This window comes from Capillimicrobium parvum (assembly GCF_021172045.1).
Lineage (GTDB): Bacteria > Actinomycetota > Thermoleophilia > Solirubrobacterales > Solirubrobacteraceae > Capillimicrobium > Capillimicrobium parvum.
In genome coordinates this window covers 5,853,828-5,874,069 of sequence record NZ_CP087164.1, presented here as the reverse complement: position 1 = coordinate 5,874,069, position 20,242 = coordinate 5,853,828, and the positions used below count along the sequence as shown (strand labels likewise).

25 protein-coding genes are annotated in these 20,242 nt (G+C 73.9%); 13 read left to right on the top strand and 12 right to left on the bottom strand.

Annotation, left to right across the window (positions count from 1 at the left end; all coding sequences use genetic code 11):
* Nucleotides 1-2: 2 nt before the first annotated feature.
* The 8 genes from hemA to DSM104329_RS28405 all read right to left on the bottom strand — a co-directional run bounded on the left by hemA (nt 3) and on the right by DSM104329_RS28405 (nt 5,448).
* On the bottom strand, nt 3-1,334 hold the full coding sequence (hemA, locus tag DSM104329_RS28440; protein ID WP_259313251.1) for a glutamyl-tRNA reductase: 1,332 nt from the start codon (nt 1,332-1,334) through the stop codon (nt 3-5).
* A 52-nt stretch (nt 1,335-1,386) separates the two neighbouring features.
* On the bottom strand, nt 1,387-1,584 hold the full coding sequence (locus tag DSM104329_RS28435) for a hypothetical protein (protein WP_259313250.1): 198 nt from the start codon (nt 1,582-1,584) through the stop codon (nt 1,387-1,389).
* Complete coding sequence (locus DSM104329_RS28430; protein WP_259313249.1) at nt 1,584-2,306, bottom strand: cytochrome c biogenesis protein; 723 nt, start codon at nt 2,304-2,306, stop codon at nt 1,584-1,586. The genes DSM104329_RS28435 and DSM104329_RS28430 overlap by 1 nt, the downstream gene beginning before the upstream one ends.
* A 7-nt stretch (nt 2,307-2,313) precedes the next feature.
* Nucleotides 2,314-2,985: a heme exporter protein CcmB gene (locus tag DSM104329_RS28425; RefSeq protein WP_259313248.1), complete on the bottom strand. Its 672-nt coding sequence runs from the start codon at nt 2,983-2,985 to the stop codon at nt 2,314-2,316.
* A complete protein-coding gene (gene ccmA, locus DSM104329_RS28420) occupies nt 2,982-3,680 on the bottom strand; it encodes a heme ABC exporter ATP-binding protein CcmA (RefSeq protein WP_259313247.1) in 699 nt (232 codons plus the stop codon). The genes DSM104329_RS28425 and ccmA overlap by 4 nt, the downstream gene beginning before the upstream one ends.
* A complete protein-coding gene (locus DSM104329_RS28415) occupies nt 3,664-4,137 on the bottom strand; it encodes a MogA/MoaB family molybdenum cofactor biosynthesis protein (protein WP_259313246.1) in 474 nt (157 codons plus the stop codon). The genes ccmA and DSM104329_RS28415 overlap by 17 nt, the downstream gene beginning before the upstream one ends.
* A gap of 72 nt (nt 4,138-4,209) precedes the next feature.
* A complete protein-coding gene (gene moaC / locus DSM104329_RS28410) occupies nt 4,210-4,689 on the bottom strand; it encodes a cyclic pyranopterin monophosphate synthase MoaC (RefSeq protein WP_259313245.1) in 480 nt (159 codons plus the stop codon).
* A gap of 24 nt (nt 4,690-4,713) precedes the next feature.
* Nucleotides 4,714-5,448, bottom strand: a complete 735-nt coding sequence (locus DSM104329_RS28405; protein WP_259313244.1) for a precorrin-2 dehydrogenase/sirohydrochlorin ferrochelatase family protein — start codon at nt 5,446-5,448, stop codon at nt 4,714-4,716.
* 75 nt (nt 5,449-5,523) lie between these two features.
* Here DSM104329_RS28405 and DSM104329_RS28400 point away from each other — a divergent pair, with 75 nt between their 5' ends.
* Genes DSM104329_RS28400 through DSM104329_RS28390 form a run of 3 tightly spaced genes read left to right on the top strand, consistent with a single transcriptional unit; the run spans nt 5,524 to nt 7,335 of the window.
* Nucleotides 5,524-6,039, top strand: coding sequence for a hypothetical protein (locus tag DSM104329_RS28400; protein ID WP_259313243.1), 516 nt, complete (start codon nt 5,524-5,526; stop codon nt 6,037-6,039).
* Between the two features lie 3 nt (nt 6,040-6,042).
* Nucleotides 6,043-6,483, top strand: a complete 441-nt coding sequence (locus DSM104329_RS28395) for a DUF421 domain-containing protein (protein WP_259313242.1) — start codon at nt 6,043-6,045, stop codon at nt 6,481-6,483.
* Between the two features lie 51 nt (nt 6,484-6,534).
* Entirely contained in the window at nt 6,535-7,335 is an 801-nt protein-coding gene (locus DSM104329_RS28390) for an oxygenase MpaB family protein (RefSeq protein WP_259313241.1), read from the top strand.
* Here the strand turns inward: DSM104329_RS28390 and DSM104329_RS28385 are convergent, their stop codons facing one another.
* Together DSM104329_RS28385 and DSM104329_RS28380 are read right to left on the bottom strand one after the other, a co-directional pair.
* Entirely contained in the window at nt 7,336-8,778 is a 1,443-nt protein-coding gene (locus DSM104329_RS28385; protein WP_259313240.1) for an aldehyde dehydrogenase family protein, read from the bottom strand.
* Nucleotides 8,778-10,067, bottom strand: coding sequence for a replication-associated recombination protein A (locus DSM104329_RS28380; protein ID WP_259313239.1), 1,290 nt, complete (start codon nt 10,065-10,067; stop codon nt 8,778-8,780). Before DSM104329_RS28380 ends, DSM104329_RS28385 begins: the two co-directional genes overlap by 1 nt.
* Before the next feature lie 24 nt (nt 10,068-10,091).
* Here DSM104329_RS28380 and DSM104329_RS28375 point away from each other — a divergent pair, with 24 nt between their 5' ends.
* The 8 genes from DSM104329_RS28375 to DSM104329_RS28340 are packed head-to-tail and all read left to right on the top strand — an operon-like array spanning nt 10,092 to nt 16,363.
* Nucleotides 10,092-10,877 (top strand): ferritin-like domain-containing protein, encoded by a 786-nt coding sequence (locus tag DSM104329_RS28375; protein WP_259313238.1) that lies wholly within the window; start codon nt 10,092-10,094, stop codon nt 10,875-10,877.
* A gap of 40 nt (nt 10,878-10,917) precedes the next feature.
* On the top strand, nt 10,918-11,112 hold the full coding sequence (locus tag DSM104329_RS28370; RefSeq protein WP_259313237.1) for a Sec-independent protein translocase subunit TatA/TatB: 195 nt from the start codon (nt 10,918-10,920) through the stop codon (nt 11,110-11,112).
* 14 nt (nt 11,113-11,126) lie between these two features.
* On the top strand, nt 11,127-12,104 hold the full coding sequence (gene tatC, locus DSM104329_RS28365; protein ID WP_259313236.1) for a twin-arginine translocase subunit TatC: 978 nt from the start codon (nt 11,127-11,129) through the stop codon (nt 12,102-12,104).
* A gap of 55 nt (nt 12,105-12,159) precedes the next feature.
* Nucleotides 12,160-13,296 (top strand): chromate efflux transporter, encoded by a 1,137-nt coding sequence (gene chrA / locus DSM104329_RS28360; RefSeq protein ID WP_259313235.1) that lies wholly within the window; start codon nt 12,160-12,162, stop codon nt 13,294-13,296.
* Between the two features lie 9 nt (nt 13,297-13,305).
* Entirely contained in the window at nt 13,306-14,622 is a 1,317-nt protein-coding gene (locus DSM104329_RS28355; protein WP_259313234.1) for a M20/M25/M40 family metallo-hydrolase, read from the top strand.
* Between the two features lie 11 nt (nt 14,623-14,633).
* Nucleotides 14,634-15,707, top strand: a complete 1,074-nt coding sequence (locus tag DSM104329_RS28350) for a nicotinate phosphoribosyltransferase (RefSeq protein WP_259313233.1) — start codon at nt 14,634-14,636, stop codon at nt 15,705-15,707.
* 36 nt (nt 15,708-15,743) lie between these two features.
* A complete protein-coding gene (mce, locus tag DSM104329_RS28345) occupies nt 15,744-16,154 on the top strand; it encodes a methylmalonyl-CoA epimerase (RefSeq protein ID WP_259313232.1) in 411 nt (136 codons plus the stop codon).
* Between the two features lie 2 nt (nt 16,155-16,156).
* On the top strand, nt 16,157-16,363 hold the full coding sequence (locus DSM104329_RS28340; protein ID WP_259313231.1) for a hypothetical protein: 207 nt from the start codon (nt 16,157-16,159) through the stop codon (nt 16,361-16,363).
* Nucleotides 16,364-16,414: 51 nt separating this feature from the next.
* Here the strand turns inward: DSM104329_RS28340 and DSM104329_RS28335 are convergent, their stop codons facing one another.
* Complete coding sequence (locus tag DSM104329_RS28335; RefSeq protein WP_259313230.1) at nt 16,415-17,704, bottom strand: phospholipase D-like domain-containing protein; 1,290 nt, start codon at nt 17,702-17,704, stop codon at nt 16,415-16,417.
* The gene (locus tag DSM104329_RS28330) at nt 17,701-18,549 is read right to left on the bottom strand and encodes a diacylglycerol/lipid kinase family protein (RefSeq protein WP_259313229.1); all 849 of its coding nucleotides are present in this window, start codon (nt 18,547-18,549) and stop codon (nt 17,701-17,703) included. Before DSM104329_RS28330 ends, DSM104329_RS28335 begins: the two co-directional genes overlap by 4 nt.
* Nucleotides 18,550-18,582: 33 nt before the next feature.
* Between DSM104329_RS28330 and DSM104329_RS28325 the strand changes: the two genes are divergently transcribed.
* Both DSM104329_RS28325 and ychF read left to right on the top strand, forming a co-directional pair.
* Complete coding sequence (locus tag DSM104329_RS28325) at nt 18,583-19,149, top strand: phosphatase PAP2 family protein (RefSeq protein WP_259313228.1); 567 nt, start codon at nt 18,583-18,585, stop codon at nt 19,147-19,149.
* The gene (gene ychF, locus DSM104329_RS28320; protein WP_259313227.1) at nt 19,146-20,225 is read left to right on the top strand and encodes a redox-regulated ATPase YchF; all 1,080 of its coding nucleotides are present in this window, start codon (nt 19,146-19,148) and stop codon (nt 20,223-20,225) included. The genes DSM104329_RS28325 and ychF overlap by 4 nt, the downstream gene beginning before the upstream one ends.
* The last annotated feature ends 17 nt before the right edge of the window (nt 20,226-20,242 follow it).

Sequence of the window (20,242 nt, the reverse complement as noted above, 5' to 3'; positions counted from 1 at the left end):
CCTCACGATCCGCGCAGCTGGCGGACGTTGTCGCGCAGCGGCTCGGTCGTCTCGCCCTCGCCGTCGCGCGCGGGCGGGTCCTCGACGATGCCGAACAGCTCGCGCACCAGCGCCACGCGGCCATGGCCGCTCTCGCGCACCCGGATCGTCGGCTCGTGCAGCAGGCGCTGCATGACGGCGCGGGCGATCGCGTCGACGCGCGCGAGGTCGCGGTCCGTCGCGCCCTCCCAGCGGCCGCGGTTCTCGGCCAGCACCTGGTCGACGATCCCCCGTCCGTGCTCGCGCAGCGCCGCCACGGTCGGCAGGACGTCCTGCTGACCCATCCAGCGGGCGAAGCGGTGGATCTCCTCCTCGACGATCTGCTCGGCGATCTCGGCCTCCACGGAGCGGGTTGACAGCGTGTGCGCGACGACGGACTGGAGGTCGTCGATGTCGTAGAGCGCCACGTCGTCGAGGTCGCCGCACATGGGGTCGATGTCGCGCGGGACGGCGATGTCGATGAGCAGCAGGGGCCGGCCGGGGCGCTGCGCCATGACGACCTCCAGGCCGCCGGCCTCGATGATCGGGTGCGGCGAGGCGGTCGACGCGACGACGATGTCGGCGCGCGCGAGCTGGTCGGGCAGCTCGTGCAGCGAGACGACCTCGCCACCGAAGCGCGCGGCGATCGAACGGGCGCGGTCGGCGCGCCGGTTGGCCAGGAACACGGTGGCGACGCCCTGCTCCGCGAGCGCCTGCGCGGTCAACTCGGCGGTCTCCCCGGCGCCGACGATCACCACGTGGCGCGAACGCAGGTCGCCGATGACCTCCTGGGCCAGGCGGACCGCGACGGACGAGACGCTCGCGCGACCTTCGGAGATCGCGGTCTCCGAGCGCACGCGCTTGCCGGTCTGCACGGCGGCGCCGAACAGGCGGTTGAGCATCGGGCCGGTCGTGCCCGCCGCCCGCGCGAGCTCGTGGGCGCGGCGGACCTGACCCTGCACCTCGACCTCGCCCACGATCATCGACTCCAGGCCGGCGGCGACCCGGTAGAGCTGGAGGGCGGCGTCGCAGTTGCGCGGCGCGTAGATGATCTCGGCGAGCTGCGTCGGCCGGATGCCCGCGCGCGTCGCCAGCAGGCCGAGGACCGCGCTCTCGGCGGCGACCGGGTTCGGCGAGACGAGGTAGATCTCGGTGCGGTTGCAGGTCGAGATGACGGCGGCCTCGTGCACGCTGGGCACATCGATCGCGTCGCGCAGGAACTCGGCCGCGCCCGTGTCGGTCATGGCCAGGCGCTCGCGCAGCGCGACGGGCGCCGTCTTGAACGAGATGCCCAGGCAGAGGACCTCGGCGCTCATCACGCAGCCTCCCTCAGGGTCGAGGCCGTTGGGGATGAGGATCCGCAGGGTCTCATCGAGCAGCCTCCTCCCGGACCGGCGGCAGGTCCTCCCGCCGCTCGGGCGTGATCTCGTCGAGCTCGGCCAGCTCGCGCTCGATGCGGCCCAGACGCACGCCCATGATGATCACGTAGGCCAAGACGAGCGCGAGGAAGACCAGGTAGGCGGCGGCGACGTACTTGCCGGCCTCGTCGAGGGGGAGCGCGGGCATCAGAGCGAGGGGGCGGCGGTGCGCCGCGCGGCGGGGACCTCGTCGACGCCGAGCTTGCGCCGCAGCGAGCGCAGGTTGGCGCGCGCGTGCTTGGCGGCCATCTCGAACTTCCACAAGGTGATGAACAGGAGCGCCATGCCGACGATCGCGATGAGGAAGGTCAGCCGCATGTCGCCCGGCATGGAGCCTCCGGTCGTGCCGAGCACCCGCGGGTGCGTGTACGCCTGCGCGAGGCGCACGGCGAGGAAGTTGAGCGGCACGAAGGCGCCGGCGATGACGGCGAAGACGCTCGCGTAGCGGGCCTGGCGCTCAGGGTCCTCGATCGAGAAGCGCAGCGGCTGGTAGGTCGCGTAGAGCAGGAAGACGATGAGGAACGACACGAGCGTCGGCTCGTCCCACACCCACCAGTGGCCCCACGCCGCGCGTGCCCAGATCGAACCGGTGACGAGCACGCCGATCGCCAGGATCAGCGAGATGTGGATCGCGACGTACGAGCGCAGGTCGTGGCGCGGGTCGCGCGTACGCAGATGTTGGATGGCGAAGATCCCGCCGGCGATGAAGCCGAAGAGCGCCACGATGGCCATCGGCACGTGCACGTAGAAGATCTTCTGCACGAAGCCCTGGTCGGCGTCGTTGGGCGCGTAGAAGAAGACGAGCGCGAAGGCGCCGACGAGGGTGATGAGGGTGGTGACGGAGAGGGCGCGCAGCCCCTTGCCGTACATGAGGGCTTCAGTCCTCCAGCAACGGATCGAAGACCGCTATCGCAAGCAGTCCGAAGATCAGATCGTACAGGCCGAGGATCAACAGCCAGCGGGCGGGGACCGGCTCCGCGCCACCTTCGAGCAGCAGCGGCTCGAGCGCGCGGGCCGTGCCGATGACCACCGGGACGAGCAGCGGCAGCGCGATCAGGGGGCCCACGAGGTCCCGCGCTCGGGTGCGCACGGCGAGCGCGCCGACCAGCGCGGCGATGATCGCGAAGCCGATGTCGGCCAGCAGCAGGACGCCGACGAGCTCGGGCAGCGCCTGGTCGATCCCGGGGCCGAGCAGCAGCAGCGCGAACGCGGGGACGGCGACGATCTCGAGCACGACGAGGTAGGCGAGCAGCGCGAGCGCCTTGGCGACGAACAGCCAGGTGCGGTCGACCGGAGCGAGCAGGAAGCCGTCGAAGCCGCCCTGCTCCTCGTCGGCGACGTAGAGGCGGTTCAGGCCGAGCATCCCGGCGAACAGCAGCGTCACGACGAGGATGCCGGCGGCCAGGTCGCCCTCGACCTGCCCGCGATGCAGGGCAAAGTGGAACACGACGAACGTCGTGACCGAGAACAGCGCCATGCCGGGGATCGACTCGAGCGTGCGCAGCTCCAGGCGCAGCTCCTTGCGCAGGACGGCGAGCGCGACCCTCACCGGTACAGCGCCCCGATCTGCGCGGTGGTGACGTCGGCGGCCGCGGCGACGAGCGCGGCACGGCCGCCGCGCAGGCCGAGCGCGACGTCGGCCTCGGCCAGCCCGCCGGCGGGATCGTGGCTCGTGATGACGCGGGTGCGCGCCCGCCCGCCGCGGCCCTCGCTCGTCCCGCGCAGGAGCGGCTCGAGCAGCTCCGCGGCGGCCGGATCGAGATTCGCCCGCGGCTCGTCGAGCAGCAGCAGGTCGGGGTCGTGGAGGACCGCGCGGGCGACGGCGACCCGCTGCACCATGCCGCGCGACAGCAGCGCGACCGGCTCGTCGGCGCGGCGGGCGAGGCCGATCGCGTCCAGCATCTCGGCCACCCGCGTCTCGGGCACCGAGTGCAGGCGCGCGTGGTAGCGCAGGTTCTCGCGGGCGCTGAGCTGGCGGTACAGCAGCGGGTCGTGGCCGAGCAGGCCGATCCGGCCGCGCACCGCCCACGCCTGGTCGGGCAGCGGCTCGCCGAGGACGCGCACCGTGCCGGCGGTCGGGCGCAGCAGCGTCGCGAGGACGCGCAGCAGCGTCGACTTGCCCGCGCCGTTGGGCCCGAAGATCACGAGCGTGCGGCCGGCCTCCAGCGTCAGCGAGACGCCGGCGAGCGCCGCTCGCTCGCCGTAGGAGCGCCCGACGCCGTCGAGCTCAATGGCGGTGGTCACCGCGGATCGTGGCGACCGCGTGCGCGAGCACGGGGGCGACCACGCCGAAGACCTCGTCGATCGCCTTCGGGCTGCCGGGGAAGTTGACGATCAGGGTCCCCGCGGCGACGCCGGCCAGGCCGCGCGACAGCGCCCCCATCGGGGTGTTGCGCAGCGACTCGGCGCGCATCGCCTCGGCCAGGCCCGGCACCTCGCGGTCGATGACGTGGCGCGTCGCCTCGGGCGTGACGTCGTCCGGGGTGAGCCCGGTCCCGCCCGTGGTGAAGACGAGCTCGTATCCCTCGTCGACGTAGTGGAACAGCCGGTCCTCGATGAGGCTGAAGTCGTCGGGCACGACCTCCATCGCGGCGACGTCGGCGCCCGCCTCCTCGGCGCGGCGGGCGAGCAGCTCGCCGCTCGTGTCGTCCCGCTTCTGGCGGGCGACGCTGGTCGAGACGGTGAGGACGGCGCAGCGCATGGCGCGCGGGAGGTTAACGAGCGGGCGCGGGCCCATGCCGGTGCGCGTCGCGCCTGCCTGCGCCGCGTTTCCTTAGGACCCGCGCGCGTAGTCCGACTTGCCGCCGGTTTTCTCGAGCAGCGCGACCGAGGAGATCTCGACGCCGCGCTCGATGCCCTTGACCATGTCGTAGACGGTGAGCGCGGCGACGCTCGCGGCGGTGAGCGCCTCCATCTCGACCCCCGTGCGGGCGGTCACGCGAGCCTCGGCCGTGATCGTGACCACGCCCGCGGCGGCGTCGACCTCGGCGTCGACGGTGACCTTGTCGAGCGGCAGCGGGTGGCAGAGCGGGATCAGCTCGCTCGTCCGCTTGGCCGCCTGGATGCCGGCGATCCGCGCGGTGGCGAGGACGTCGCCCTTCGGCGCGTTGCCGGCGGCGATCGCGGCGGCCGTCGCCGGGGTCATGCGCACGAGCGCGCGGGCGACCGCGCGCCGCTGCGTGACGTCCTTGGCGCCCACGTCGACCATGCGGGCCTGCCCGCGTTCGTCGAGGTGCGTGAGCTGGTCGGCCACGGCGGCGGGCGGCGGGGGCTGGGATCAGGCCGCCGCGAGCTGTGCGGAGCGGATGAGGTCGAGCACCGCCTGATCGTCGCCGTCGCGCAGCAGCTCGATCGGGTCGGGCTCGCCGTTGACGATGCCCTCGAAGAACTCCTTGCGGTCCTGGTAGGTCGGGAGCGTCGCCTTCGCCCAGCCGCGGGCGTCGTTGAGCATGACCGCCAGCCGGGCGTAGGGCTCGCCGTACTGCTCGGCGATCTGGCGCTTCATGCGCTTGGCCAGCGCGGGCGACGCCCCGGCGGTGGAGATCGCGATGGCCAGCGGGCCGGTGCGGACGATCGCCGGCAGGATGAAGTTGCACAGCGGCGGCACGTCGACGACGTTGACGAGCATCGCCCGCTCCTCGGCGTCGTCGTAGATGCGGATGTTGACGTCGGTGTCGTCGGTCGCGGCAATGACCATGAAGACGCCGTCGAGGTCCTGCGCGCCGGCGTACTCGCGCCGCTCCCACGCGATCGAGCCCTCGTCGGCGAGCCGCTCGAGCTCGGGGCCGATCTCCGGGGCGATGACGGTCACGTCGCCGTCGCAGGCCAGGAGCCCCTCGACCTTCTCGAGGCCGATCTCGCCGCCCCCGACGACGAGGCAGCGGCGGTTCCGCAGCTTCAGGCACGCGACGTAGAACGGGGTGTCGAGCATGTCGCGCACGCAGGTCTGGTCGCACGTGCCGCGACGGAACTGGCAGACACACGGCTTTCCGGCATAGGCGGCGGCAGGCATCCCTCCTCAGGGTACTCAGGCCGCCTGCGCGGGTAGGGGCCGTCCGACGACGGACAGCGCGGGGAGGCGCTGAGCATGGCCGACACCTTCCAACCGCAGAGCGCCGGCGACGAGCGGGCCAACACGATCGGGCTGTGGACCCGGCGCGCCGTCCTCGCGCTGTTCGGCGTGGTCGTGCTGCTCGCCCTGCTCAACGTCTTCGGCCAGCGGCCCACCGACTCCGAGGCCACCACCGGCGGAGCCCGGTTGAGCCTCTCGGCGCCGAAGACCGTGCGCGGCGGGATCCTGTTCCAGTCGCGGATCGAGGTGCGCGCGCTGCGCACCATCGACCACGCCCGGCTCGTGCTGCGCGAGGGCTGGTTCGAGGGGATGCAGATCAGCAACATCGAGCCCCAGCCGACGAGCGAGGAGTCCCAGGACGGGCGGGTCGTCCTCAGCTACGGCCGCCTGCGCGCCGGCGACCGGCTCGTCGTCTGGGTCCAGTCCCAGGTCGACCCGACGAACCCCGGCCGGCGCGACTACGGCGTCGAGCTCCAGGACGCCGTCACGCCCGTCGCCCGCATCGACCGCCGGATCACCGTGCTGCCCTGAGCCATGGATCTCGTCCTGCGCACCGTCGTCGTCTTCCTGATCATCTTCGTCGTCACGCGGGCGGTGGGCCGGCGCGAGCTGAGCTCGATGGAGCCGTTCGACCTCATCCTCCTCGTCGTCATCGGCGATCTCGTCCAGCAGGGCGTGACCCAGAGCGACTACTCGCTGACGGGGACGGCCACGGTCATCGTCACGCTCGCGCTCCTCGTCGTCGGCACGGCGTACCTGAGCTTCCGGTTCCGGCGCCTGCGGCCCCTGCTCGAGGGCGAGCCGATCCTGATCGTGTCCGACGGCCACGTGATCGAGCGCAGCCTGCGCAAGCAGCGGATGACCGTCGAGGAGGTCGAGGCCGAGGCGCGCCTGAGCTCCATCGCCTCGCTCGAGGAGGTCCGCTACGCCGTCCTGGAGTCCAACGGGCAGATCAGCTTCATCAAGAAGGACTGAGGTCGGGCGGCGGACGTCCAAGCGCGCGGCCCGGTACGTACCCTCGGGTTGATGGCCTCGATGTTCACCGACGACTCCATGCTGCGCCGCGTCCATCGCGAGTCGGTCGTGGCGCTCAGCGGCCCGCGCGCCCTGCTGCTGCAGGCCGCCCACCCGGTGGCGTTCGCCGGGTTCTTCGCCCACACGGGCGCCCTCGACGAGCCGTACGAGCGGCTCTCGCGCACCGCGCAGGTGCTCGACACGATCGCGTTCGGCGAGGCCGCCGATGCCGAGCGCGCGACGCGGGTCGTCCGGGCGATGCACGGGCGCGTGAGCGGGGAGCTGCGCGAGCCGGCGGGGCGCTTCCCGGCCGGTACGCCGTACCGCGCCGACGACCCGGAGCTGCTGCTGTGGATCCTCGCGGCGCTGGCGAACTCGGCGCTCGTGGTCTACGAGCGCTACGTCTCGTCGCTGTCGCGCGACGAGCGCAACGCGTACTGGACGGACTACCGGGTGATCGGCTCGCTCTTCGGCCTGGCCGACGCCGAGATGCCGGACACGATCGAGGAGCTCGAGGCGTACTGGCGCGACATGGTCGGCGGCGGGGACCTCTTCGTCGGCGACGAGGCGCGCGAGCTCGCGATCCGGATCGTGCTGCGCCCGCCGGTGCCGCTGCGCGCCCGGCCGCTGCTCGAGCTCGCCAACCAGATCACGATCGGGCTGCTGCCCGGGCGGGTGCGCGCCATGTACGGGCTGCGCTGGGACCCGCTGCGCGGCCTGGCCGTCCGCGGGGGCGCGGAGTACGTCAAGCGCCTGGTCGTGCCGCTGCTGCCGCCGCGGCTGCGGCTGGTGCCCGCCGCGCGGGCGGCCTGATCACCGCCTGAGCGCGCGCGCGACGACCTTCGCGAGCGGCAGCGGGCCATGGCGCAGCGCCCGCTCGCGATCGCGGTCGCGCACCGACCGCAGCTCGGCCACCGCGCGGCCGGCGCGTTCGAGGGTCGCGTCGTACGGGCCCCACCACAGGGCGCTGCCGGCCGGCGGCTCCCACGTCATCACGCGCGGGTCGGCGAAGGCGCGCAGGGCGTCCTCGCCGCCGGCGCCGCCCCACGGCGCGGCCGGGAGGGCAGGGACGACGCGGTGGTCGTTGAGCCACGTCGCGCCGGTGTGCAGCGCTCGCGCGATCCGTTCGCCCTCGTAGCGGTCGGCCGTCCACACCGAGGTGCCGGGGCCCGCGGGCAGCTCCTGGACGGCGGCGATCGCCTCGTCGGTGGAGGCCACGCGCGTGACCGCGAGCAGCGGGCCGTCGGAGGGGTCCCGGGCGACGCGCATGTCGCCGGTCACGCCGGCGAGCACCGCGGGGCGCCACGCGGCCGGCGCGCCGTCGCCGCCGGCGCCGGGTTCGGGTCCCCCGGCCACGAGGCGGGCGCCCGCCGCGAGCGCCTCGTCGACGAGCCGGGGCACGCTCCCGGGATCGGCGACCGGCGGGAGCGCGCGCGCCGCCTCGCCGACCGCCTCGAGCCACGCGTCGTGGACGGCATCGGCCACGAAGGCGCGGCGCAGCGCTCCGCGCGTCCGGCCGGCGGCGGCGAACGCCGCGTTGACCACGCCGCGCGCGGCCCGGGGGATCCCGGCATCGGCGAGTACGAGCGCCGCGCCGACGCCCGCCGTCTCCAGGGCGACGGCCACGCCGGCACGCGCGGCCCCCAGCGCGACCTCCTGCCCGGCGGAGCGGGTCCCGGTGAACGCGACCTTCGCGATGCCCGGCGTCGCGACGAGCCCGCGGCCGACCTCGTCGCCGCCCGGCGCGAGGGCGAGCAGGCCCTCCGGCAGGCCGGCGCGGGCGAAGAGCCGCGCGATCCGGGCGCCGGCGACCCGCGCCCGCGGCGACGGCTTGAGCACGACGCCGTTGCCGGCCAGCAGCGCGGCGCCGATCTGCCACAGCGGCTGGGCGAAGGGCGCGTCCCCGGCCCCGACGATCGCGACGACGCCCAGCGGCTCGTAGGTGCGGCGGGCGCGCGTGACCGGGCTCGTCGCGCGCGGCACGGCGAGCCGCCGCTCGCGCAGCGCCCGCACGCCGCCCTCGGCCAGCCAGCGCAGCGCGTCGATCGACGGCAGCAGCTCGAGCGCGATGACCTCCGCCCGCTCGCGCCCGCCCTCCGCGCCGAGCACGCCCGCCAGCTCGTCGAGCTCGTCGATGACCGCCTGGGCCGCGCGGCGCAGGTAGCGGGCGCGGTCCGGGAGCCGCAGCGCGGCCCAGAGCGGCTGGACCTGCGCGCTCGACGCGACGAGCGCGGCGACGCCGGGGGCGGGCGCCATCACTCCCCGCGCCGCCCGCGGCCGCGCTCGATCTCGTCCAGCCGCCGCGCCATCTCGTCCTCGTGCTCGTCCGGCGCATAGAACCGCAGCCCCTCCAGCCCCGGAGGCATCAGGTTCTGCCGCGTGAGGTGGCCCGGGTTGTCGTGCGGATAGTCGTAGCCGCGGCCGTCCGGACCGGGAGGTGAACGCAGATACGGCGGCGGCGGGGCCGCGCCGTGCTCGCGGACCTGGGCGCGCGCGGCGTGCAGCGCGCGGCCCTCGGCGTTGGACTTCGGCGCCAGGGCCAGGTAGATCGCCGCCTGCGCGAGGGCGTAGTGCGCCTCGGGCATCCCGACGTGCTCCACGGCCTGCGCCGCGGCCACCGCCATGACGAGCGCCTGCGGGTCCGCGTTGCCGACGTCCTCGGAGGCGAAGATGACCATCCGCCGCACGATGAACCGCGCGTCCTCGCCGCCCTCGAGCATCACCGCCAGGTAGTAGAGCGACGCGTCGGGATCCGACCCGCGTGTGGCCTTGATCCACGCCGAGGCGAGGTCGTAGTGCTGATCGCCGGCGCGGTCATAGCGGATCGCCCGGCGCTGCGACGCGTCCTCCGCGGCGGCGAGCGTCACGCGCCCCGCGGTCTCGACCGCGAGCTCGAGGGCGCCGAGCGCCGTGCGTGCGTCCCCGCCCGACCGCTCGGCCAGGAAGTCGAGCGCCTCGTCGTCGATCTCCGCGCCCGTCCGCCGCAGCAGGACCGCCACGTCGTCCGCCGACAGCGGCTGCAGCTCGTAGACCTGCATCCGGCTCAGCAGCGCCGAGTTCACCTCGAAGTACGGGTTCTCCGTCGTCGCGCCGATCAGCGTCACGAGGCCCTCCTCGACCGCCGGCAGCAGGGCGTCCTGCTGGGCCTTGTTGAAGCGGTGGATCTCGTCGAGGAAGAAGACCGTGCGCTGGCCGGACCGGCGGCGGTGCGCCGCGCGCTCGATGACGCCGCGGATCTCGGGCCGGCCGACCTGGACGGCGCTGAGCTCCTCGAACGCGGCGTTCGCGCTCGTCGCGACGATGCGGGCGAGCGTGGTCTTGCCGCTGCCCGGCGGCCCGTAGAGCAGCATCGAATGCGGCCGGCCCTCCTCGATGGCGCGGCGCAGGGCCGAGCCCTCGCCGAGGAGATGTCCCTGGCCGACGACCTCGCCGAGCGACGTGGGGCGCATCCGCGCGGGCAGCGGGGCGGCGGGGTCCGTGGCCGGCTGCAGCGGGCGCGCCGACGGCGGCGGCTCGTCGGCGGTGGGGAAGAGCTGATCCTCCATGCATCGCCCAGTATGGCTGCGGACATGGCGGCAGCGCCCGAGCGGCGGGGCGCCATGCCGATGATCTGTTCCGCAGAGCATCGCGCTAGGGCCCTGGACCCCAACAGTGAAGGTGGACCCATGAGCTCGCAGAACACGATGATCGATCTCGAGCAGTTCGATGCGGATGGCGCGGTCGCCGAGACCGGCGACCGGCTCGACTCCCATACCCGCGGCGCGTTCCTGCGCCGAGCGGGCATCGGCGCCGCCGGTCTCGCCGGCGCGGGCGCGGTCATGGGTGGCCTTCCCGTCGTGGCCTCCGCGAAGAAGTCCGACAAGCGCGACGTCGCCATCCTCAACTACGCGCTGACGCTGGAGTACCTCGAGGCCGAGTTCTACGCCCAGGCCAAGCCGAACTTCACCAGCGGCCCGCTCGGCGCGTTCACGGCGCTGGTCGCCGCCGACGAGGCCGCCCACGTCGCGGCGCTGAAGAAGGCGCTCGGCTCCAAGGCCGTGGCCAAGCCCAAGTTCGACTTCGGCAGCGCCGTCACCGACGAGGCGACGTTCACCAAGACGGCGTTCACGCTGGAGAACACCGGCGTCGGTGCGTACCTCGGGCAGGCCGGGCGCATCAAGAACCCCGCGTACCTTGGCGCCGCCGCGTCGATCCTGACGATCGAGGCGCGTCACGCGGCGGCGATCGCGACGATCCTCAACACCAACCAGCTGGCCGGCGCGAACGGCATCACGCCGAACGGGCCGTTCGACAAGCCGCTGTCCATGAAGCAGGTCCTGGCCGCGGTCAAGGGCACCGGCTTCATCACCGGCTGACCCCTCGCGACCACCCTCGTCTCCGAAAGGGAGCACCGCCATGCCCAACATCGGACCCATGGAGCTCGTGATCGTCCTCGTGATCGCGCTGCTCATCCTCGGCCCCAAGAAGCTGCCCGACGTCGGCCGTTCGGTCGGCCGCGGGCTGCGTGAGTTCAAGGACTCCGTCTCCGGCCGCGACCACGATGACGATCCCGCTCTCGAGGGTGCAGCCCGCACTCGCGAGACGGTCTGAGGGTCGGCGCCGCCATGGCCACGAACGCCCTGCGCCGTCCCGTCGCCCACGACGCGACGCTGAGCGTCGTCGGGCACCTCGACGAGCTGCGCTCCCGGCTGATCGTGTGCCTGGCGGCGCTCACCGCCGCCTTCGGGATCTGCCTCTGGCAGAACGACGCGCTCCTGCACATCGTCAACCGCCCGCTCGACACCCAGACGCAGAAGCACATCGCCAAGGGCGAGGGACCGCTCGGCGAGATCGCGACGACACAGCGTTCCGTGCTCGCCGTCGCCCGCGCCGACCGGGCGACGGCGGCGGCCCTGGCCGCCCCCGGCTCCGGGCTGTCGGACGCCGGCCGGGCGGCGATGCAGGCGCGCGTCGCCCAACTCGACCGGACCATCGCGAGCCTGCCGACCCACGTCGATGGCAACAAGCCGGTCACCCTCGGCATCGGCGAGCCCTTCTCGATGACGCTGATGGTCTCCGGCATGTTCGCGCTGATCCTGTCGCTGCCGCTGATCCTCTACCAGCTCTACGCGTTCGTCGTGCCGGCGATCTCCCCGCGCGAGCGGCGCGCGGCGATCCCGCTGCTGGCGATGGTCCCGGCGCTGTTCGCGGCCGGCGTCGCCTTCGGCTACGTGCTCGTCCTGCCCGCGGCGATCCGCTTCCTGCAGAACTTCAACACGGACGAGTTCAACGTCCTCGTCCAGGCGCGCGACTACTACAAGTTCGTCGCGATGACGCTGCTGGCGACCGGCATCGTCTTCCAGATTCCCGTCGGCATCCTCGCCCTGACCCGCCTTGGCGTGGTGAGCGTCGTGCAGCTGCGGCGCCACCGCCGGTACGCGATCGTCGCCTGCGCCGCGGTGGCCATGGCGCTGCCGGGCACCGACCCGGTGACGATGCTGATCGAGATGGCGCCGCTCGTCCTCCTCTTCGAGGTGAGCGTCCTCCTCGCGGCGCTGTTCGCGCGCCGGCGGGAGGCCGCCGAGGCGCTCGACGCCGACTGAGGGTTCAAGGCCGCGCAACACGCGGGCGCCGGGTTGCAGGAACATCCCGGCGCTCATGGCCGTGGCACTCGCAACCGTCGCGCGCGAATGGGGCCGGATCGGCACGATCGGCTTCGGCGGCCCGCCCGCGCACGTCGCGCTGCTGCGCGAGCTGTGCGTCGAGCGGCGCGGATGGATCGACGCGACCGAGTTCGAGGATGCCAACGCCGCGTGCGGCCTGCTGCCCGGCCCGGCCTCGACGCAGCTGTCGATCTACTGCGCGCACCGGGTCGCGGGCGTCCCCGGTGCGCTCGTCGGCGGCCTCGCGTTCATCCTGCCGGGGCTGCTGATCATCCTCGTGCTCGCCGGCACCGCGCTCGCGGGCGGCGCGCCGGAGTGGCTGCTCGCCGCGGGCGCGGGGGCGGGGGCCACGGTCGTCCCGGTCATCGCCGACGCGGGCGTCGCGCTGGCCCGCAGCAGCCTCGCCCGCCACGCCGGCTGGCGGATGGTCCGGGCCGTGGCCTACATGGCGGTGGGGGTCGCCGCCGCGATCTTCGCCGGCCTGGGCGTCCTGCTCGCCCTGCTGGCCTGCGGGCTCGTGGAGCTGGCGATCCGGCGTGCGCCGCCCCGCATCGGATCGTCGAACCCCGCCGTCCACGCCTGGCCGGTCCTCTTCGCCGCCGCCGCGCAGCTCGCCCCGCTCGCCTGGACCGCGCTGAAGGTGGGCGCCCTGAGCTTCGGCGGCGGCTTCGTGATCATCCCGCTCATGCAGGCCGACGCGGTCGACGCGCGCGGCTGGATGACCCATGCCGAGTTCCTCAACGCGGTCGCGTTCGGCCAGATCACGCCCGGCCCGGTGACGCACACGGTCGCGGTGGTCGGGTGGGCGGCGGACGGCCTCCCCGGGGCGCTGCTGGCCTCGGCGATCGCGTTCGCCCCGTCGTTCGTCCTCGTCCTCCTGCTCGCGCCGCGCTTCGCCGCGCTGCGGGCCAGCGTGCCGGCGCGCGCGTTCCTCGACGGCGCCGGGCCGGCCGCGGTCGGGGCGATCCTCGGGGCTGCGGTCGTCCTGCTCGACGGCGTCGACCACGCGTGGCAGTGGGTGCTGCTCGGCCTCGCCGCCGGAGCGCTGCTGCTCGGCCGCAGGCCGATCGAGGTGCTGCTCACCGGGTTCGTGGCCGGCATCGTGCTGTGGGCGCTCGGCGCCCCCGTCTAGGATCCGCCGATGGCCGACCTCCAGGGCGCGACGACCGACCTGCTCCAGCGCCTTCTGCGCTTCGACACGGTCAACCCGCCCGGCAACGAGTTGGCCGCCCAGGAGCACCTCGCCGCCCTGCTCAGCGAGGCCGGATTCGAGGTCGAGCTGCTGGGCCGCACGCCCGAGCGGCCGAACCTGATCGCCCGCCTGCGCGGCGCGGTGGACGGGCCGACGCTGTGCCTGCTCTCGCACGTCGACACCGTCTACGCATCGCCCGAGCACTGGCAGCACGACCCGTGGTCGGGCGACATCGCCGACGGCTGCCTGTGGGGCCGCGGCGCGATCGACATGAAGAGCCAGACGGCCGCCGAGGTCGCCGCCGGCATCTCCCTGGCGCGTGAGGGCTGGCGGCCCGCGGCGGGCGAGCTGCTCATCGTCGTGCTCGTCGACGAGGAGACCGGGGGCGCGGACGGCGCGCAGTGGATCTGCTCCGAGCACCCTGACAAGGTCCGCTGCGACTTCCTGCTCAACGAGGGCGCCGGCTCGATCATCCCCTTCGACGGCCGCCGCCACATCGGCGTCTGCGTCGCCGAGAAGGGCGTGTTCCGCTTCCGCGTCAGCACGGACGGCGTCGCCGGCCACGCATCCATGCCGAAGATCGGCGACAACGCGCTGCTGAAGATGGCGCCGATCCTCGAGCGCATGCGCGACCGCCAGCCGGCCTTCGATCTCACCGACGGGCCGCGCGGGCTGCTCGAGGGCCTCGGCTTCGACGCATCCGATCCGGCCGCGGCCCTCGAGGAGCTGCAGCGCCGCGATCCCGGCCTCGCCCTGCTCGTCGAGCCGATGCTCGGCGTCACGCTCGCGCCCACGCGGATCTGGGCGTCGGAGAAGGTCAACGTCATCCCGGCGGTCGCGACCGTCGGCGTCGACTGCCGCGTCCCGCCGGGCCACGGCCGCGACCTGGCCGAGCGCCGCGTGGTCGAGATCCTTGGCCCACCCACCCCGTCCACCCGGGACGGCTATCGACTCGAGTGGACCGAGCAGGTGGCCGGCAACGAGTCGCCCGTCGAGTCGCCGCTCATGGACGCCATCCGCGAGTGGGTCGGCGAGCACGACCCGGAGACGACGGTCGTCCCGACGATCCTGACGGGCTTCAGCGACTCGCGCTCGTTTCGCGCCGCGTTTCCCGGCGTCGTCGCCTACGGCTTCTTCCCGCACCGCCACATGACCGTGATGGAGACCGCGCCGCTGATCCACTCGGCGGACGAGCGCATCGACGTCCGCGACCTCGGCCACGCCGCGCAGTTCTTCCGCGACGTGACGGTCCGGATGTTGGGGTAGACCCCCGGGCCGTGCCCCGCCAGCGCCTCTCCTCCGCCGTCTTCCGGCTGCCGATCGTCCGCATCCGGGAGGGCTACTACTCCGACCAGTACTTCAACCTGACCAAGGACCTGCTCGAGGCCGAGGGGCGCCATCCGCCGGTCCTCATGCAGGTCTTCCAGAAGCGCGACTCGATCCTCGGCGGCATCGACGAGGCGATCGCGATCCTGCGCGAGTGCTCGGGCGAGCGCGGGACCGGCGGCGAGTGGATCGCGGGCTGGGACCGGCTCGAGGTGCAGGCGCTCCACGAGGGCGACCCGATCGCGCCGCGCGAGCCCGTCATGACGATCCGGGGCGACTACGCGCTGTTCGCCCACCTGGAGACGGTGTACCTCGGCTGCCTGGCCCGGCGCTCGCTGATCATGCGCAACGTGGCCGAGGTCGTCGACGCCGCGCGCGGCAAGGAGATCCTCTACTTCCCCGCCCGCCACGACCACTGGCTCGTGCAGACCGGCGACGGCTGGGCGGCGCACGTCGCCGGGGCGATCGGCGTGTCGACCGACGCGCAGGCGTCGTGGTGGGGCGGGCGGGGGGTGGGCACGGTGCCGCATGGGCTCATCGCGGCGTTCGGCGGCGACACGGTGGCGGCGGCGCGGGCCTTCGCCGGGCGCTTCGCGAAGGAGATGAACATCACGGTGCTCGTGGACTTCGAGAACGACTCCGTGGGGACCGCGCTCGCGGTCGCCGACGCGCTGGGGCCCGAGCTGTGGGGCGTGCGGCTGGACACGAGCGAGACGCTCGTGGACCGCGCGCTCGAGGGCACCGACCTGCGCGGCGTGCAGGCCCTGCTCGTCGAGAAGGTCCGCGCGGCGCTCGACGAACACGGTCACGAGCACGTCCGGATCGTCGTCTCGGGCGGGTTCGACGCCGAGCGCATCCGCCGCTTCGAGGCCGACGGGGTCCCGGTGGACGCCTACGGCGTCGGCTCGTCGCTCATCCGCGGCCGGGACGACTTCACGGCCGACGTGGTGGAGGTCGACGGGCGGCCGTGCGCGAAGGCCGGGCGCGGGATCTGGCCGAGCGACCGGCTCGAGCTCGTCGCGTAGGGCGGATCGCCGGGCCACCCCTAGACTGCGCCGCGCATGTTCGCCCGCATCGACCACATCGGCGTGGCCGTCGAGGATCTCGACGCCGCCATTGCCCTCTACGAGCGCGACCTCGGCCTGGCGCTGGTGCACCGCGAGACCGTCGACTCCCAGGGCGTCGAGGCCGTGCTGCTCGACGTCGGCTCGAACCACGTCGAGCTGCTGAGCCCGCTGGGCGCCGACACGCCGGTCGGCAAGTTCCTCGCCAGGAACGGGCCCGGCCTGCACCACGTGGCCTACCAGACCACCGACGTCGAGCAGACGCTCGCCGCGCTGAAGGCGGCAGGCGCCCGCCTCATCGATGAGCAGCCCCGGGTGGGCATCCGCGGCTCGCGCGTCGCCTTCCTGCACCCCGCCTGGTCGGGCGGGGTCCTCACCGAGATCGTCCAGCCCGCGAAGGAGCATTGACCATGGTCCAGGCATCCATCGGCTTCCAGGCCAGCCCGCCCCTTGGGCTGCGCGTCGAGCAGTCCGACCTCGACGCGCTGCTCTCCGCGCTCGGCGGCGAGGGTTGGCACGACCTGAAGACCGCCGACGGCAGCGTGCGCCTGAACCTCGCGCACGTCCTCTGGGTGCGGACCGAGAACGACGAGCACCGGGTCGGCTTCGGCCGTTAGACCGGGAGGCCGCGTTCCACGTCGCGCGGCGCCGGACGGGCGGCGCGGTCCCTACAGCTCGCGCCGGATGAGCTTCGTCGCGCGCTCGGTCGCGCGCTGACGCAGCGGCCGGTCTGCCCAGCGGCCCGGCCGCAGCCGCTCGGAGACCTGCAGGTCCGCCTCGAACGCCTCGGTCAGCTGCTCCGCGACGCGCTCGGACTGCACGCACAGCGTCGCCTCGTCGTTGGACTGGAACGAGCGGTTGTCGAAGTTCACGGAGCCGATCGACGCCCAGACGCCGTCGATGCACAGCGTCTTGGCGTGCAGCATCGTCGGGCCGTACTCGTAGAGCTCGACGCCGGCGTCGAGCAGGCGGTCGTACTCGACCCGGCCGGCGATGCGCACCAACTGCTTGTCGATGTGCGGGCCGGGGACGAGGATCCGCGTGCGCACGCCGCGCTCGCCCGCCGCGTCGCACAGCGCGTCGACGAACGCCGGGCGCGGGGCGAAGTACGCCGCCGTGAGGTCGAGCGTCTGTCGCGCGCAGGCGATCGCGAGGAAGTAGAGCGCCTCGACGTTCGTGTCGCCGACGGTCGCGCGCGAGCGCACGAGCTGCATCGGCCCGCCGTCCTCCCGGGGCTCGAGGTCGGGCAGGTAGGCGTCGCCCACGAGGACGTCGCCGGTCGCCTCGAGCCAGTTCTCCGCGAACGCTCCCTGCAGCCCCCGCACGACCGGCCCGCGGACCCGGACGTGCGTGTCGCGCCAGTGGTCGGGGTCCTGGGCGTCGCCGGTCCACTCCTCCGCGATCCCGACGCCGCCGATCATCCCGACCGCGCCGTCGACGACGAGCAGCTTGCGATGCGTGCGGTTGTTCAGGCGCTGCAGCGCGTAGGGGCGCGGCGGCCGGAACAGCGCGACGCAGACCCCGGAGTCGCGCATCTCGTCGACCAGCCCGTCCTCCATCTTCGCCGCGCCGATCGCGTCGAGGACGACGTTGACCTCGACCCCCTCCTTCGCCTTCTCGCACAGGCACTCGGCGACCTCGCCGGCGATGTCGCCGCGCCAGTAGACGTAGGTCTCGAGGTTCACGGTCCGGCGCGCCTCGCGGATCGTGTCGAGGAAGACCGGGAAGATGCGGTCGCCGTTGATGAGCACCTCGAGGTCGTTGCCCCCGGAGATCGGCGCGCTCGTGAGGGCCTCCGCCGCGCGCAGGAAGTCGGGGGAGCCGACCTCGATCTCCTCGCCGCGCAGCTCGTAGCCGTGGCGCTGCTCGCGGCGGTGGGCGAGCGAGCCCATGGCGTACCACGTGCCGGCGGCCACGGTCAGGCCCGCGGCCCAGGCTGCGTGGGGGCGCCAGTTCACGGCACCACGACGGCGTAGTCCTCGCCGCGGTTGGCGAACAGGGATGGGTTCAACTCGCCGATCTCGCCGTCGACGTTCCAGCGCGTCCCCGGTGGGGCGAGCACCCGCAGCTCGGTGGATCGGGCGTGGACGACGCCGGGCTGACGGGCGATGCGCCCGGTGCGCAGGCCGAACGCGCGGCGCACGAGGGCGATGCGCGATCTCGCGGTCACCACGACGAGGTCGAGCAGCCGGTCGCGCGGGTCGGCTTCCTCGATGCCGCTGCCTCCGCCGAACGCCCCGGTCGCGCCGACGATCGCCTGCCACGCGCGCCCGTCGAACACGGTCCGCCCGCTCGCGTCCTCGACCCGCACGGCGATGGGCCGGCCGGTGAGGCCGGCGCGCAATGCGCCCAGCGCATACGCGAGCGCCCCGAGCTTCGGTTTCAGCGGCTTCGCGCGGCGGGCGGCGACGACCGAGAGGCCGCAGGCCGCGGCGTTGACGAACGGGCGCTCTCCGGCCCGCGCGAGCTGCAGCGTCACCGTCCGCGCGTCCGGCCTGGCCGCGAGCGCGCACGCGCCGTCGAGGTCGGACGGCAGGTCGAGCTCGCGGGCGAAGTCGTTGGCCGTGCCGGTCGGCACGACCGCCATCGGCGCTCCGGTGCGCGAGGCGAGCTCGGCCACGATGCCGACCGACCCGTCGCCGCCGGCGACGACGAGCCGCTCCGGATCCACGCGCGTCGCGGAGGCGACGTCGCCGAGGTCGAACGGCGTGACCTCGGCTCCGCCGGCGCGCAGCCGGGCGGCGATGTCCTCCGCATCCGTCCCGGTCCCGGAGGCCCGGTTGGCGATGAGCGCGACGCGCATGCGCGGCAGTCTCACCTATCGTGGCCGGTCGCGATGTCCGCCCCCGCCGCCCCCATGGACCACGGAGCCCGCCGGTCGCTGCGCCGCCGCCTGGCCGCGGGGCCGCTCGGCCGCCGCGTCGCGCTCGCCGACCTGCGCCTGTACCGCCTCGTGCGCTCGACGGGCCACGTGCCCGCTCTGACGCCGGCGATCCGGGCGTTCTCGCGCTCGGGCGAGCACGCCGGCGTCTGGCTCGCCATCGGCGCGGCCGGCGCGCTGGTCGACCGCCCGCGCCGCGCCCGCTGGTGGCGCGGCGCGCTCGTCGTCGGCGCGACGTACCTGCTCAACACGGCGATCAAGGGCGTCGTCCGGCGCCGGCGCCCGGCACTGGAGGACCTGCCCGCGCTCATCGCCACGCCGACGGAGCTCTCGTTCCCGAGCGCGCACGCCTCGTCGTCGTTCGCCGCAGCTCGCGTGTATGGCGGCCTGCTGCCGCGCGGCCCGCTGCTGGCGGCCGCGGCGGTCATGGGCTGGTCCCGGGTCTACCTCGGGGTCCACTACCCGTCCGACATCGCGGCGGGCGCGCTGCTCGGCACGGCTATGGGGAGCCTCGCGCGATGAGGGTCGGCATCGTCGGCATGCCCAACGCGGGCAAGTCCTCGCTCTTCAACGCCCTCACGCGGGCGGGCGCCGAAGCGGCGAACTACCCGTTCACGACGATCGAGCCGAACGTCGCCGTCGTGCCGGTGCGCGACGAGCGGCTCGACCGGGTGGCGGAGACGGTCGGCGCCTCGAACGTCGTCTACGACACGATCGACTTCCACGACATCGCCGGCCTCGTCGCGGGCGCGCACAAGGGCGAGGGGCTCGGCAACAAGTTCCTCGCGAACATCCGGGAGACCGACGCGATCGTCCACGTCGTGCGCGCGCACCGCGACCCGAACGTCATCCATCCGGACGGCGAGGTCGATCCGCTGCGCGACATCGAGATCATCGAGACCGAGCTCGTCATGGCCGATCTCGAGCAGGCCGAGCGGCGCTACGACCGCGTCGTGCGGGCCGCTCGGGGCGGCGACCGGGGCGCGATCGCCGAGGAGGCGTGGCTGCGGGAGCTGATCGCGGGGCTGCAGGAGGGCCGGCCGGCGCGCACGGTGCCGCCGCCCGACGAGGCGCCGAACGCGCAGCGCGACCTCGGGTCGCTGACCGCCAAGCCGGTGCTGTTCGTGGCGAACGTCGACGAAGGCGACGACTCGGTGCCGCCGGAGATCGCGGCGCACGCCGAGGCCCAGGGTGCGGTCGCCGTCCCGGTCTCGTCGCGGCTGGAGGCCGAGCTGTCGGAGCTCGACGACGAGGACGCCGCCGCCATGCGCGCCGACCTCGGCATCAGCGAGTCGGGGCTGGACCGCGTCGTCGGCGGCGCGTTCGCGCTGCTGCACCTGATCGCGTTCTTCACGGCCGGCGAGGACAAGCCCGCGCAGTCGTGGCACCTGCGCGACGGGCTCACCGCCTGGCATGCGGCGGGCGAGATCCACACGGACATCCAGAAGGGCTTCGTGCGGGCCGAGGTGATCGGCTGGGAGGCGCTGGTCGAGGCCGGCGGCTATGCGGGCGCGCGCGACCGCGGCGTCCTGCGCCTGGAGGGCCGCGACTACGTCATGGCCGACGGCGACGTGCTGACGGTCAAGTTCACCCCGTAGCGGGGCGGCGGACGGCC